12 protein-coding genes are annotated in these 14,561 nt (G+C 67.0%); all 12 read right to left on the reverse strand.

The features are described from left to right. Positions 1-24: 24 nt before the first annotated feature. Complete coding sequence (locus CF70_RS08635) at positions 25-1,365, reverse strand: type II toxin-antitoxin system HipA family toxin (protein ID WP_035863074.1); 1,341 nt, start codon at positions 1,363-1,365, stop codon at positions 25-27. Positions 1,366-1,367: 2 nt separating this feature from the next. Beyond that, positions 1,368-1,619: a helix-turn-helix domain-containing protein gene (locus CF70_RS08640; RefSeq protein WP_035863077.1), complete on the reverse strand. Its 252-nt coding sequence runs from the start codon at positions 1,617-1,619 to the stop codon at positions 1,368-1,370. Positions 1,620-1,819: 200 nt separating this feature from the next. Then, positions 1,820-2,677: an AraC family transcriptional regulator gene (locus CF70_RS08645; RefSeq protein WP_235184951.1), complete on the reverse strand. Its 858-nt coding sequence runs from the start codon at positions 2,675-2,677 to the stop codon at positions 1,820-1,822. Positions 2,678-2,897: 220 nt separating this feature from the next. Then, positions 2,898-4,508 carry a class I adenylate-forming enzyme family protein gene (locus CF70_RS08650; RefSeq protein ID WP_035863078.1) on the reverse strand — a complete coding sequence of 537 codons (1,611 nt, stop codon included), beginning with the start codon at positions 4,506-4,508 and terminating at the stop codon, positions 2,898-2,900. A gap of 82 nt (positions 4,509-4,590) precedes the next feature. Beyond that, a complete protein-coding gene (locus CF70_RS08655; protein ID WP_035863080.1) occupies positions 4,591-5,763 on the reverse strand; it encodes an ABC transporter substrate-binding protein in 1,173 nt (390 codons plus the stop codon). Positions 5,764-5,818: 55 nt separating this feature from the next. Next, positions 5,819-8,077, reverse strand: a complete 2,259-nt coding sequence (locus CF70_RS08660; protein WP_035863082.1) for a 3-hydroxyacyl-CoA dehydrogenase NAD-binding domain-containing protein — start codon at positions 8,075-8,077, stop codon at positions 5,819-5,821. Between the two features lie 27 nt (positions 8,078-8,104). Next, positions 8,105-9,934 (reverse strand): AMP-dependent synthetase/ligase, encoded by a 1,830-nt coding sequence (locus CF70_RS08665; protein WP_035863084.1) that lies wholly within the window; start codon positions 9,932-9,934, stop codon positions 8,105-8,107. A 99-nt stretch (positions 9,935-10,033) separates the two neighbouring features. Next, complete coding sequence (locus CF70_RS08670; RefSeq protein WP_045238708.1) at positions 10,034-10,846, reverse strand: ABC transporter ATP-binding protein; 813 nt, start codon at positions 10,844-10,846, stop codon at positions 10,034-10,036. Continuing rightward, positions 10,843-11,640 (reverse strand): ABC transporter ATP-binding protein, encoded by a 798-nt coding sequence (locus CF70_RS08675; protein ID WP_035863086.1) that lies wholly within the window; start codon positions 11,638-11,640, stop codon positions 10,843-10,845. Before CF70_RS08675 ends, CF70_RS08670 begins: the two co-directional genes overlap by 4 nt. A gap of 13 nt (positions 11,641-11,653) precedes the next feature. Continuing rightward, complete coding sequence (locus CF70_RS08680) at positions 11,654-12,730, reverse strand: branched-chain amino acid ABC transporter permease (RefSeq protein ID WP_035863089.1); 1,077 nt, start codon at positions 12,728-12,730, stop codon at positions 11,654-11,656. Positions 12,731-12,737: 7 nt separating this feature from the next. After that, positions 12,738-13,610 carry a branched-chain amino acid ABC transporter permease gene (locus CF70_RS08685; protein ID WP_035863092.1) on the reverse strand — a complete coding sequence of 291 codons (873 nt, stop codon included), beginning with the start codon at positions 13,608-13,610 and terminating at the stop codon, positions 12,738-12,740. Positions 13,611-13,822: 212 nt separating this feature from the next. Further along, positions 13,823-14,434: a methyltransferase domain-containing protein gene (locus tag CF70_RS08690; protein WP_035863094.1), complete on the reverse strand. Its 612-nt coding sequence runs from the start codon at positions 14,432-14,434 to the stop codon at positions 13,823-13,825. Positions 14,435-14,561 lie beyond the last annotated feature (127 nt).

Genomic DNA, 14,561 nt, shown 5'->3' on the forward strand with positions numbered 1-14,561 from the left:
GCGCGCCGGTGCCCGCCCCCGCCGCTATCCGGGTGGCATTGCCTCGAGCTGTCTGGCGGAAGCTTCCAGCCCCTGGAGGATGCTGTCCGCTACCTTCTGCGGGAAAGCAGCCGGCAAGGCGGCGCCGACCTTCCCGATGACTGCCGGCGTTTGCGCAATGAGCCGCTGGATCATGCCCTCGGCATCCGGGCCGTGGAAACACTTGGGCGCCATCGCGTTGAAATGCCGGCGCTGCACATCCTTGAACAGGTAGTGCCGGTTCTTGCCCGCCACCGCCATGGCCAGCTTGGCCTTGTGCCACGACCACTGGTTCGCCCCGTTGCCGACCACCGGCCAGATCGACATCACGTCATAGAGCGGTGTCATCCGGTAGCGCCCGCCGGGCAGCAGCCGGATGCTGAAATTCTTGGCATGCCCGTCGGGTGCCGCCAGCATCCAGAACAGGATCTGCGTGGCGAGGAAGGACTCGAGGTCTTCGTCGGCGTGGGTCGATTGCCGCAGGATCTGCGCGATATCGCGCATGCCCGGGCCGCCGTCCGCTTCGTATTTCAGGTGGGGAGCGACACCCAGCGCCTGGCAGAAGTCCTCCTGCGGCAGCCGCAGGATCCAGTTGCCCGACGAGTGCGGTTGCCGGTCGAAGCGTTGCACGCTCAGTACCTTCTGGCTGGCGAAGGTCTTGATTTCACTGTGCGCGACCGGCAGTCCATAGGCGGCGAGGATGGTCAGGCAGAGCCATTCGTTCTCGACCGAGGTGCTGAGGTCGGCTCGCTTGTTGCCCACCAGCCCGAGCGGCAACTTGAGGATGTGGGTGGTGGGCGTGGCACCGTGAGGCTTCATCCACTGGTTGCCGTGCCACAGCAGCGCTGTCTTCTCCTGCGCGCCGGCCAGGGAAATGCGGAAGTCGTCGTCATCGCCCTGTGCGCCCAGGGCGGCCGGGCTAACCGTTTGCCGCAGCAGTCTTTCGATATCGGCATCGGACTGCGGCGTGCCGTCGATGCGGTCATGGCCCACCGGCTGCTCGCTTTCGCCGAGCAGCTGCACCGCGCCGACGCAGTCGCGGCCGATGGCTTCCAGCAGGTCGAAGGCCTCCGTGGTCGCTGTCTTGAAGCGGGTGGCGAGGCGCTTGCGGATGGCGTCGCTGTCGGGCAGCAGGTTATCGAAGTAGTTGCGCACCCTGTCGCCCTTCAGCGGGGAAGCACCGACGCCGAAGGGCAGCGACAGGGACAAGGGCCGGCCGGCGGGCGAGGCGATCCAGCCGGGGTCGTACTGCAGTTCCATATCGCCCCGCGTGGGGATGCGCCACGTCCCCACCCGCTCGCCATTGGCCCACACCGAAAGCGCCCGCGCATGCGATCTGCGGCCCATGCCTACCACTCCACCGTCGGGGAATCGGCGCCGGCCGGGCGCTTGTCCTGGACGACCAGCTCAAGGCCCAGGCTGCTGACCAGCGCCAGCAACTGATCCGCGCTGATGCTGCCGGGGTTCAGCTCCATATGGGAGACGCGGCTTTGGCTGACGCCCAGGCGCGACGCGAGGTCCGTCTGGGACAGCTTCGCCGCACGCCGTGCGGACTGCAGCACCTGCCCTAGCTGGCCGGCGGTGGAGAGCAGTTGTTTCATCTTGGTGGTCCGGGCTTACCCGTCATGTGCGTAAAATCATTTTATGAGCAACATGGGTATTCTGCAAATACCAATTTAATGGGTATTTGCATTTTACCAATTTAGTGGGTAGAAAGGGCGAGATCGACCGCTGTCAAGCCGTGCCAAAGCCCGGTTGCCAGGTTACGGAACAGGAAATCCGTGCTTGTTGCGAGAACCGCCTAGCCGGGCATGCCCCCGCCCACCGCCACGCGCTCGCCGATCAGCGCGAGCTTGCGCGAGCCGGCAAAGATGTCGCTGGGTTTGAGCCCGTAGACCTGGCGGATGGAGTGGCTGAAGTGCGTGGAGTCGGGGTACCCGGTATCCAGCGCCACATGCGCCAGGTTGGAGTCCTGGGTGACATAGTGAAGCAGGCTGCGGGCCCGTTTCCACGTGCGAAAGCTGCGGAACGGCGTGCCAACCTCTTCCTTGAACAAGTGCAGGAAGCGCGAAAACGACAGATGGGCCGATGCGGCGCAGGACTCGGCCGTGGCGGTGGCCGAAGGCGCATTGCGGATGCGTTGCACCACGGCTTCGATGCGTGGGTCCAGCCGCCGTGCCGCCAGCGCATGGCCGAAGAAGATCTGGTCGAAGCTGTCCGCCTGCAGGTCCAGTTCCCGTCCGCGCTCGCTCAGGTAGGCGTGGGCCTGGCGCACGTGGCGCACGAACGCCGGATCGTCCACCGGCCCCGCCCGGCCGCGGATCACAGACGGCAGGCGGGCGAGGTCGATGCTCTCGGCCTCTAGCCCGAGGTCGCAGATCATGCGGTCATCGCAGGCCACCGAGTGCGGCATATAGGCTGGCACCACCGCCAGTTCCGTGGACTCCCAGGGCCCGCCGTCGAAACGGATGCGGATGGGTGCGCTTAACGCTACATAAATCAGCAGGCCGCCCATGGTGCGGACCGAGGGCGAGCCCAGCAGGCCGGCGTAGAAGAGCCGCTCCGGCGTGAGCCACATTACCCGGCCGGTCCCTCCCCTGGCGCCGGGCGCCAAGGTCATGGCTGGCGGGCACGCAATGCCTTGTGCTTGCATCTGCATGTCCTTTGTCTCCTGCCGGGCGCTGTCCGCGCACCGGTTGGTGCGTCGTCAGGCCTGCTGGTTGTGCGGTCTGGGTGCTTCGGACGACGCTGGCCGGGCGGTGCTGCCGTGCCGCGGCGCAAAAAGCAGCGTAGCCGGAGCAGCCGGCCACGTCTTGCGTCAGGTGGCTATGGCCAGGCGTTCCGGCCCGGTGGCGCCCAGGGGCCGGAACGTGCGCCGGTCAGCCCGGCGCTCCCGCCACATCGTAGTGCTCCCGATAACGCTGGCGCAACTCGAATTTCTGGATTTTTCCCGTGGAAGTCGCCGGCAGCGCGGCCAGCAGCACCACGTCCTTGGGCACCTCGAAGCCGCCGAGATGCGCCTTGCAGTGGGCGCCCAGCTCGTCCTGCTCCACCGCCGCGCCTGGCTTGAGCGTGACGAATGCCGTCACCGCCTCGCCCCAGCGCGCATGGGGCAGGCCTACCACCGCCGCGTTGGCCACGGCGGCATGGCGCAGCAGCACCTCTTCGACCTTGATCGAAGGTACGTTTTCCCCACCGGTCTTGATCATGTCCTTGATGCGGTCGAGGAACAGCAGTTGCCCGTCCTCGTCCAGCACGCCCAGGTCGCCGGAGTGATGCCAGCCAAAGCGCTGCACGCGGGCGGTGGCCTCCTGGTCCTTGTAATAGCCCAGCATCACGTTGGGCCCGCGAAACACGATTTCGCCCGGCTCGCCGGGGCCGAGCAGCCTGCCGTCGTCGGCCATCACCGCCACCTCGTTGACCACCGTGCCCACGCCCCAGTACGCGCCAAAGCGCTTGCGCTGCTCCTCCGCCTCGAAGATAGTTGCCGCCGGGTACATCTCGGTCTGGCCCGAGCACAGGACGAAGTTGGGGCAGAACGCATCCAGCAGGCGCAGCAGCAGGTTCTTGGGCAGCGGCGCCATGCCGTAGATGCACAGCCGCACGCTGGCAAGATCGGTGTTGGCGAACTGCGGGTGTTCCAGCATGGCCCGGTACATCATCGGCAGCGCCACCACGACGCTGACGCGGTGCCGGGCCAGGTCGGCCAGCACGCGGGCGGGATCGAAGCCGCGACCCACCACCACGGTGTGCCCGCCTAGCAGCGCACTCATGGTATTGCCGTGCTGGGCACAGTGGAACATCGGCAGCAGGCAGGTAAAGACCTCCCGCGCCGTGCCGCAGCCCGTATCGACCAGGTTGGCGGACAGCACCGAATGCACCGAGGCGTGCGAATGCATGACGCCCTTCTGCGGGCCGGTGGTGCCGCTGGTGTACATGATCTGCGCCAGCTGGCCGCTGGCGATATCCACGTCGGGCAGCGCCGCCGGCTGGCCGGCCAGCGCGTCGGAGTACTTCGTCGCGGCCAGGCCCGCCAGGTCGCCTGCCACCTCGCCCGCGGGCTCCAGCAGCACAACGGGAATGCCCAGCGCCGCCACCAGTTCCGCGATGCCGGGCCGCGCCAGTACGGACGCGTCCGCCACCAGCCGAGTGACCTCGGCGTGTTCCAGGATGTATTGGATCGCGTCCGGCGCCAGGGCCGTATTGATCGGCACCCACACCATGCCCGCCTTCTGGATTCCCAGCAGCGCCACGATCATGCCGATGGAGTTGTTGCACAGCATGCCGACACGCTCGGCGCTGCGCATTCCCTGCGCCAGCAGGTAATGGGCGAACTGGTTGGTGGCGGCGTTCAGCGCCGTGTAGCTCAGGCTATGGTCGCCCTCGATCAGCGCCGTCCGGGCGCCGAAGCGCCGGGCGGAGCGGTGGACCACATCGCCCAGGGCGATGCGGCCGATGCGCTCGCGCGCCTGTTCCGTTGCTGTGCTCATGTCTGTCTCCGATTGTCCGTTGCTCCAGACCCGCCGCCTGTCATGGCGGCGGGGATCGCCATCCCGTTGCGGCTCGCCGCGCTCAGTTCATCTTGGGCGGCGGCAGCAGGTCGCTGGCGGGAATCCACTTGTCGCCGGCCACCTTCATGATGCGGATGCGGTCGTTGCTCAGGCGGTTGCTGGCGGAGACGTTGAAACCGGGGTTGCCCAGCGTGTCCTGCGGCAGCTTGGTCGACTCCATGGCGGCGTTGAAGGACTCGGCGGTCAGGTTGCGCCCGGCCTTGTCGGCGATGGTGGCGAAGGTGGTGTAGGCGTAGTAGCTGAACATCGAGTACACGCCCGGGTCTTCATTGAAGCGCTTCTTGTAGGCGGCAGCCCATTGCCGTACCGCCGGGTTTGCGTCATCCGCATAGGGCAGCATGATGAAGGCCGCCGCATGCAGGCCTTCCATGGCCTTGCCGCCCAGCAACGGCACCTGGTGCGCGTAATTGGCCGAGGTGCCGGCGAAGACCGGGTTGAAGCCGATCTTGCGCGCTTCCTGGACCGAGGCGATGTACTCGCGCATGGTGGACGCGTTGAACACCAGGTCGCAGTTGGCCGCCTTGAGCCGCGCCATCTGCGAGGAAAAATCGGTGGCGCCGCGCTTGTACGACACTTTCTCCACCAGGGTCATGTTCCTGGCCTTGAGATAGGCCTGCACGCCTTCCACCGACTCCCGCCCGTAGTCGTCGTCCTGGTACAGCGCGCCCACCCGCTGGTAGGGCTTCTGCTTGAAGAAGTAATCCATGATGGTGGTGGACATCAGGAAATTGGACGGCCCCAGTGCGATCTTGTACGGGCTGGCGGGCTCATACATGTCGCGCGCGGCGCTCTGCGGCATGAAGTTGAAGACCTTGCTTTGCACCAGGAACGGCAACGTGGCCATATTGGGCGCGGTGCCCAGGTGGCCGATGATGGCGAACACGCCGTCCTGCGTGACCAGCTTCTGCGCCGCCAGCACGGCACGCTTGGGTTCGTAGCCGTTGTCTTCCACCACCACCCGCAGCTTGCGGCCCTGCACGCCGCCGCGGCCGTTGATTTCTTCCACGGCCATGGTCATGCCGTTGCGGGATTCCTTGCCGTAGTTGACGATCGGCCCGGACATATCGGTGATCAGGCCGAGGACGATTTCCTTGTCGGTGACGCCGCGGGTCTGCGCGCCCGCCCCGGCGCTTAGTGCCAGTGCAAGAGCGGCGATGGTGGTTTTCAGGAACATGGTTGTCTCCTTGTTTTATGGCGCTATGGATATAGGAACTGACGGACTGCCCTGGTCAATGCACGCTCTGCGGCGGCTTCGATCCCGACTGGATCCTGCTTTGCCCGGCCAGCGGATCCGGCGATAACGAGATGGGCATGGCGGGACGGCCCTGCTCCGCTGTTGCAGGCGTATCGGCCGCGGCCGGCGGAGCCGACCAGCCGGACAAGCGCTGCCCGCCCCGCGCCAGCGCCGCCAGCAACGGCGAGATGTCCCAGTAGTCGTAAGGATTGCCGCGCAGCCGCGCATAGTGCTCCAGTCCCGCCACGATGCGCGGCAGGCCAATGCTGTCGGCCTGCCAGACCGGGCCGCCGAGGTAATCCGGAAAGCCGTAGCCGGCGGTCCACACCATGTCGATGTCGCCGGGCCGGCACGCTACGCCCTCTTCCAGCAGCTTGGCGGCCTCGTTGATCAGGGGGTAGAGCAGGCGCTCGACGATCTCGGCATCGGCGATATCCATGCGGCGGGCGATGCCGTGCGCGCGCCCCAGCGCGGCGCAGATGCGTTCCGCTTCGGGGTCGGGCACCGGTTGCCCGTCCGGATACCGGTAGTAGCCCGCACCGCTCTTGCAGCCGAGCCGCCCCAGCATGAACAGCGTGCGCACCACCGCGCGGTAGGCGGGATCGGGCGGCAGCCCGCCGGCCTTGCCGTACTCCAGCACGATCTTGGCGCCCACGTCGATCCCGGCCAGGTCCAGCATGCGGCATGGGCCCATCGCCATGCCGTAGGCTTGCATCACGGCGTCGAGCCGCGCCGGGCTGACCCCTTCCATCAGCAGGAACTCGCTCTCGCGCAGGTAGGCTTCGGCCATGCGGTTGCCGATAAAGCCGAAGCACACGCCCGACACCACCGCCACCTTGCCGAGCCGCCGGGCCAGCTGCATGGCCGTCACCAGCACATCCGGCGCGGTGGCGCTGCCGCGCACCACCTCGATCAGCCGCCCGCCATTGGCCGGATTGCGGAAATGCACGCCGGCGAAATCGGCGGGCCGGCCGCTGGCCTCGGCCAGCACTTCCACATCCAGCGTCGAGGTATTGGTGGCGATGATCGCGCCGGGCTTGCAGATGCGCCCGAGCCGGGCGCACACATGCTGCTTGAGCGCCATGTCCTCGTCCACCGCCTCGATCACCAGCTCGCAGCCGGCCAGCGCTGCATAGTCCAGGGTTCCCGCGATCAGGCCCATGCGCCTGGCGACCTGCTCCGGCTGTATCCGCCCCGCCGCCGCGCTGGCTTCGTACTGGGCGCGGACCGAGGCCAGGCCCCTCGCCAGCGCGGTGCCGCTGGCTTCCACCAGCGTCACCGGCAAGCCGGCATCCGCCAGGCTCATGGCGATGCGGCTGCCCATGGTGCCGGCGCCGATCACGCCTGCTGTGTGCAGCGCGCGCGGCGCTGCTCCCGCAGGCATGCCGGGCACGCGGGCCGCCTGCCGTTCGGCAAAGAACAGGTGCCGCAGCGCCCGCGATTCGGGCGAGGCCACGCAGGCGGTGAGCAAGGCTGCCTCCATCGCCTCGCCCTGCGCGAACGGCAGCGTCGCTGCCGCTTCCACCGCTTGCACGATGGCCGCGGCGGCAGGATAGTGCGCGCGCTGCTGCGTGGCATGTTGCATGGCTTGCGCGAAGAAATCCTTGGGCAGGCCAGCCACGGGTACGGATAGTGTGGACAGGCGTCGCGGCGGCGCCAGGCGCTCAAGCAGGTCTTCCAGGAAGTTGAGGCCCGCGGCCAGCGGCTCGCCCTGCACCAGCGCGTCGACGATGCCGGCGGCCAGCGCCGCCTCGGCGTCGAGCATGCGTCCGCTCAGCATCAGCTCCAGTGCCAGCGCTGCCCCGCAGGCGCGCGGCAGCCGCTGGGTACCGAGCGATCCCGGCAGCAGCCCCAGCTTGATCTCCGGCAGCCCGACCCGCGTGCCGGGCAAGGCCACCCGGTAATGGCAGGCCAGCGCCAGTTCCAGCCCGCCGCCGAGCGCGGTGCCGTGCAGGGCCGCCACCACCAGCCGTTCGCTGGCCTCGATCCGGGCCAGGATGCGGTTGTAAGGCGCGGCGGTGAAATCCGGCGCGTCGAACTGGGCAATGTCGCCACCGGCCACGAAGGTCCGGCCCGCGCACCAGATCAGCAAGCCATCGAGGGACGGATCGGCCTCGAAGGCGGCCACCCTGGCATCCAGCCCTGCTACCGTGGCCACCGAGAGCGCATTCACCGGCGGATGGTCGATGCACAGCAGGCCGATGCGGCCGTGCCGCACCAGGCTGACGGGAACCGCTTTGTCTGCATCGCTCATGGCGCCTCCTGTTGGGGCCGCTTGCGTTCAGGCCACCTTGGCCAGGTACATCGACTCGATCAGCGCGCTGTACTTGTCGTTGACCAGCTTGCGCTTGAGCTTCATGGTCGGGGTCAGTTCCTCGTCCTCGGCGCCGAGGCGGGTCTCGATGAGCCGGAACGCCTTGATCTGCTCGACCCGCGCAAACTGCTTGTTGACCTTGTCGATTTCCTGCCCCACCAGCGCGATCACTTCCTTGCTGCGGCACAGCGAGCCGTAGTCGGAGAAGTGCACGTCGTGCTCCTGCGCCCACTGTTCCACGTTGTCCTGGTCGATCATCACCAGGCAGCTCAGGTAGGGCCGGCGATCGCCGATGACGACGGCGTCGGTTACGTAAGGGCTGAACTTGAGCTGGTTCTCCCACTCGGACGGCGTGACGTTCTTGCCGCCGGCGGTGATGATCAGGTCCTTCATGCGGTCGGTGATATAGAAATAGCCCTGCCCGTCCACCCGGCCCACGTCGCCGGTGCGCAGCCAGCCGTCCACCATCGTTTCGGCGGTCTTGCCGGGCAGGTTCAGGTAGCCCATGAACACCTGCGGCCCGCGCACCAGCAACTCGCCCTCGTGGGAAATCCTTACCTCGGTATGCGGCAAGGCGATGCCGATGCTGCCCGGCCGCGTCCGTCCCGGCGGGTTGCAGGTGGCCGCGCCGGTGATCTCGGTCATGCCCCATAGCTCGTGCAGCACGATGCCCAGCGCCATATACCAGCGGATCAGGTCCGGCGAGATCGGCGCCGCGCCGGTCACGGCCAGTTGCACGCGGTTCAGCCCCATCATGCGGCGCACGTTGCCCAGTACCAGCGTATCGGCCAGCCAGAGCTTCAGGCGCGCTCCCAGTGGCAGCGGCCTCGCCTGGCCATCTTCGTGCACGCGGGCCCGTCCGGCGGCAATGGCCCAGTCATAGGCCCAGCGCTGCAGGCGGGTGGCCTCGCGTACCGCGATGGTGACGCTGGAATAGAGCTTCTCCCACACGCGCGGCACCGCCAGGAAAGCATCGGGCTGGATCTCGCGGATATTGTCGAAGATGGTGTCCGGGTTTTCGACGAAGTTGACGACGGCGCCGGACAGGATCGAGTAATACTCGCCGAAGATCCGCTCCGAGACGTGGCACAGCGGCAGGAAGGCCATGCGCTCGCCGATGGTGGTGGCGGGCAGGAACTCGCGCAGCGTCAGGCAGCTGCGCAGCGCATTGCGGTGTGACAGCATCGCGCCCTTGGGCCGTCCCGTGGTGCCCGACGTGTACACGAGCACCGCCAGCGCATCGGCGCTGCCGGCAGCCAGCCGTTGCGCCACCAGATCCGGCTCTCGCGCCCTTACCTGCCTGCCGAGTGCCAGCAGCGCGTCGAAGCTGAGCACGTCCGGGTCGTCGTAGCCGGCCAGCCCTTCCATGTCGTAGACCACCACCTTGCGCAGCCGTGGCAACCGCTCTCGCACTTCCAGGTATTTGTCGAGCTGCTCCTCGTTTTCCACGAAGAGCATCACGCTGCCGGAGTCGTGGCACAGGTATTCCACCTGCGCAGGCGAATCGGTGGGGTAGATGCCGCTTACCACGGCGCCGGCCGTCAAGGCGCCCAGGTCGCTCCACACCCATTCCCGGTTGGTATTGGACAGCACCGACACCACCTCGCCCGGCTGCAGGCCCAGTTCGGCCAGGCCGGCGGCGACATCGGCCACGATCTCGCCCACTTCGCGCCAGCGGTAGCTGCGCCAGACGCCGAGATCCTTCTGCCGCATCATGACCGCGTCGCCGCGCTCGGCCACGGCATGCCAGAACATTTGCGGCAGGGTGTCGAATGCCGCTTCGGAAAGGGGCTTCATGGTGTGCGCTGTCGCCATTGCCATTGGTTGCTCTCGGGAAAACGGGTGATCGGTTTCGGTATCGGTATCGGTATCGGTTGCGGAGACCCTTGCCGCGCGCTAGCGCCAGGTCTTGCGCTTCTTCCAGCGGCGTTCGCCACGCACGCCGCTGTCCTTCATGCCGAGGTAGAACTCCTTGATATCGTCCTTCTCGCGCAGCACGGCGCAGGTGTCCTCGGCCACGATGCGGCCGTTCTCCAGCACGTAGCCGTAGTCCGCCGCGTTGAGCGCCATGTTGGCGTTCTGCTCGACCAGCAGGATGGTGGTGCCGCGCTCGCGGTTGATGCGCACCACGATCTCGAAGATGTCCTTGGTCAGCTTGGGCGACAGGCCAAGGCTCGGCTCGTCGAGCAGGATCAGTTCGGGCGCCGCCATCAGCGCCCGCGAGATCGCCAGCATCTGCTGCTGTCCGCCCGACAGCAGGCCCGCATCCTGGCCGGCGCGCTCGCGCAGCACCGGGAAGTAGCCGTAGACCGCCTCCATGTCGCGCGCCACCCCGTCGCGGTCGCGCCGCGTATAGGCACCCATCAGCAGGTTGTCCCGCACCGACAGCAGCGGGAACACCTCCCTCCCCTCGGGTACATGGCTCAGGCCGCGCCGCACGATCTGCGCCGGATCCATCGCGGCGATGCTCTCGCCCTTGAAGGCGATGCTGCCGCGCGTCGGGTCCAGTACGCCGGAAATGGTCTTGAGGATGGTGGTCTTGCCGGCGCCGTTGGCGCCCAGCACGGTGGCGATGCTGCCGCGCTGCACCGCCAGGCTTACGCCGCGAATCGCCTTGACCGGTCCGTAGGCGCTTTCCACATTGGCCAGCGCCAGCACGGGGGCATCCTGGATCTCGCGCATCTTGTCCGTGCCTTCCATCAGGTTCATGCCGCCCTCCGCAGTGAGGCCACGTCGTCCACCGTGCCCAGGTAAGCCTCGATCACGCCGGGATGCGCCTGCACCTCGGCCGGCGTGCCCTGCGCCAGCACCTGGCCCTGGTTCATCGCCAGCACCCGGTCCGACACGCGTGATACCAGGCTCATGTCGTGCTCCACCATCAGCACGGTGATGCCCAGTTCGCTCTGGATGTCGCGGATCCACCAGGCCATGTCCTCGGTCTCTTCCACATTCAGCCCGGAGGACGGCTCATCGAGCAGCAACAGGCGCGGGCCGCTGCACAAGGCGCGCGCCAGTTCCACCACCTTGCGCACGCCGTAAGGCAGGCCCGCCACCAGCGCATCGCGGTGTGCCTGCAGGTCCAGCAGTTCGATCATTTCTTCAGCCTTGTGGCGCGCGGCCAGTTCCGAACGGCGCGCTGCGGGCGTGAACAACAGGTCGGCCCAGAACCCGGCAGCGCGATGCGTGTGATGGCCGATCAGCAGGTTCTGCAGCACCGTGGCGTGCTCGAACAGCTCGATATTCTGGAAGGTGCGCGCAATGCCCTGCGCGGCGATCGCGTGCGGCGGCAACTGCGTCAGCACCTCGCCTTGCCACAAGATCTCGCCGCTGGTGGGCGGATAGATGCGGCTGATCAGGTTGAACACCGTGGTCTTGCCGGCCCCGTTGGGGCCGATCAGTGTGAAGACCTCACCGCGCCGGACATCGAAGCTCACGCCGTTGAGCGCCAGCACGCCGCCAAAGCGGACCGACAGGTCGCGCACGCTGAGAAGAGTGTCTGTCATGGTGCCGGCCTCCTTATTTCAGGCGCTCGGAGCGCTGGAACGCCTTCTGGCGCCGGAACATGCCCTGGCGATAGAAGGGGAACAGCTCCAGGTAAGTACGGATCTTGCACCAGCGCCCATACAGTCCGAGCGGCTCGAACAGGACAAATGCCATCAGCACCGTCCCGTACACCAGCGCCTGCAACCCGCTGGCCTGCGCGATGGCCGGCGGCAGGAAATCCTTGGCCAGCACGATCGTCTGCGGCATGACGATCAGGAAGATCGCGCCGAGGAAAGCGCCGTGCACGGAGCCCAGGCCGCCCACCACCACCAGCAGCAACAGGTCGATCGACTGGGCGATGCCGAACTGCTCGGGCGAGATATAGCGCAGCTTATGGGCGTAGAGCGCTCCAGCGATGCCAACCAGCGCGGCGGACAGCGCAAAGGACAGCGTCTTGTAGCGCGCCAGGTGAATGCCCATGCTCTGCGCGGAGATCTCGGAATCGCGGATGGCGATGAACGCCCGCCCGGTGGCGCTGCGCAACAGGTTGAGCACCGCCAGCGTCGCCAGCAGGCAAACCGCCAGCGCCAGGTAGTAGAACGCCACCGGCCCCTCCAGCACGTAGCCGAACATTTGCGGCGCGGCCACCGGCAGCCCCGCATTGCCGCCGGTCACGCTGTCCCAGCGCGCCAGGACTTCCTCGACGATCAGCCCGAAGGCCAGCGTCGCGATGGCCAGGTAGATGCCCTTGACACGCAGCGCCGGCAGCCCCACCACCACGCCCGCCAGCGCCGACAGCGCCCCCGCCGCCAGCAAGGCCGGCACGAAGGGCACGCCGTGGCTGGTCAGCCAGGCCTGCGCATATGCGCCAACGCCCAGGAATGCCGCATGTCCGATCGACAGCAGCCCGGTGTACCCGGACAGCACCATCAGGCCCAGCCCCGCAATGGCGTAGATCAGCACGAATCCAAGCTGCGCAATCCAGTAGCTGCTGGCCCAGCCCGGCGCGATCAGCAGGCAAACCAGCAGCAAGCCGTACCAGAACACGTGGCCGGAGTGCCTTGCCAGGCTGAGGTCCTGGCGATAGTCGGTCTTGAACAGGAATCGCATCGCGTTTCTATACCTTTTTACGCAGGTTCTCGCCGAACACGCCGTTGGGCTTGATCACCAGCATGACCAGCACCACCACATAGGCCGCCACATCCTTGAAGCCTTCCGGCAGGTAGAAGCCCGCCAGCGACTCCACCACCCCGATCACCAGCCCGCCCACGATCGCGCCCGGCAGGCTGCCGAAGCCACCGACCACCGCGGCGGGGAATGCCTTGAGGCCGAGCATGCCCATGCTGGCGTGGACAAAGGTGATGGGCGCCAGCAGCAGGCCCGCGATGGCCGCCACCGAAGCCGACAGCCCCCACACCAGCCCGTTCAGCCGCCGTACCGGAATGCCCATGTAATAGGCGGCCAGCTGGTTCTGCGAGCTGGCCTGCATGGCCACGCCGATGCGGCTGTAGCGGAACACCAGGTACAGCACCGCGCAAAGCGCGGCGGTGACGCCGATGACCGCCACCTGCTCCACGCTGAGTACCAGCCCGCCGGTGCGCCATACCATGCCCTGGTAAGGCACCGGCAGGGTATGCGTTCCGGCGCCGATGCCGGGCACCATGGTGATCAGGCCGCGCATCACGTAGCCCATGCCGATGGTGAGCATCACTACCGTGAACTGCGGCTGGCCGAGGATGGGGCGAATCGCCAGGCGCTCCACCAGCATGCCGAAGCCGGCCATGCCCGCCACCGTCAGCGGCACCGCCAGCAGCAGGGGCAGGCCGAGCATGGTCAGCACCACGCCGGCGAACGCACCGAGCATCATGAACTCGCCCTGGGCAAAGTTCACGGTCTCGGTGGCCTTGTAGATCAGCACAAAGCCCAGGGCGATCAGCGCGTAGATGCAGCCCAGCGCGATGCCCGAGATCGTCAATTGCAGGATCTCCAATCTTGTCTCCTGTGCCGGCGCCCCTTGCCGCGCGCGGTGTGCGGGCGGCCGGGGTCGATCTCGGAATTAGGTGGGTCACGTGCGCCCGATGGCACCGGGTGCGCTGGTGCCACCGTAACAAAACTACCGGTGTGGCTCTTGTGTGGACTGGCTGTATATGGATTGGGGATTACCCATGGATAACGCGGCTGGCGCTGTGCGCCGCCAGGGGATCAGCGGCGCACCAGCACCACCGGAAGCTCGAATGCGCCGCTGGGATGCGCGACGGCGCTATACGGCGGCTTGGGCCATTCCCATTGCTGGGCAGGGAACAGCGCGCGCATGGCGTTGATGTCGCAGTGATACGGCGGCCCTTCCACCATGCCCTGACTGGCGCTGTCGCGGCGCATCTGCATGAATAACGCTAACAGGCGCCCGCCGGGACGCAGCCAGGCATGGAGCTGGGAGGCATAGCGGATCCAGTGGTCGGGATGCAGCGCGCACAGGCAGGTCTGCTCGTAGACGGCGTCTACCGGCGCCGTTGGCTGCCAATGCAACACATCCGCCTTTTCCAGGTCCGCTTGCAGTCCGCTCGGCTTCAGCCGGGAAACCGTGCGGGCCAGCGCACCGGGCGCGTAGTCGATACCGCTGACCCGCGCGCCATGCGCGGCCAGCGCGGCGACTTCCCAGCCACCGCCACAGCCGGGCACGATTACGCGCTCGCCGGCCTGGATGGTGCCTTGCGCTAGCCAGGCTTGGAGTTGCGGGCTGGCGGATTCGCGTTCCCAGGGTGTTTGCCCGGATTCGAAGCGGGATTGCCAGAAGTCGATGGTTGGTCCTGCCATTGGGTGCTCCTCTTTTTTTTTGCGAAATTTCCCTGGCGAGTTCGGGTGTTTCTGGTCTGGTGGGGCGACTTGCGCCTTGTGCTTTGTGGGTTGGTTGCTGTTTCTTTGAGCGGTGTTGGTTTTTGCA

Source organism: Cupriavidus sp. SK-3, from assembly GCF_000611145.1.
Lineage (GTDB): Bacteria > Pseudomonadota > Gammaproteobacteria > Burkholderiales > Burkholderiaceae > Cupriavidus.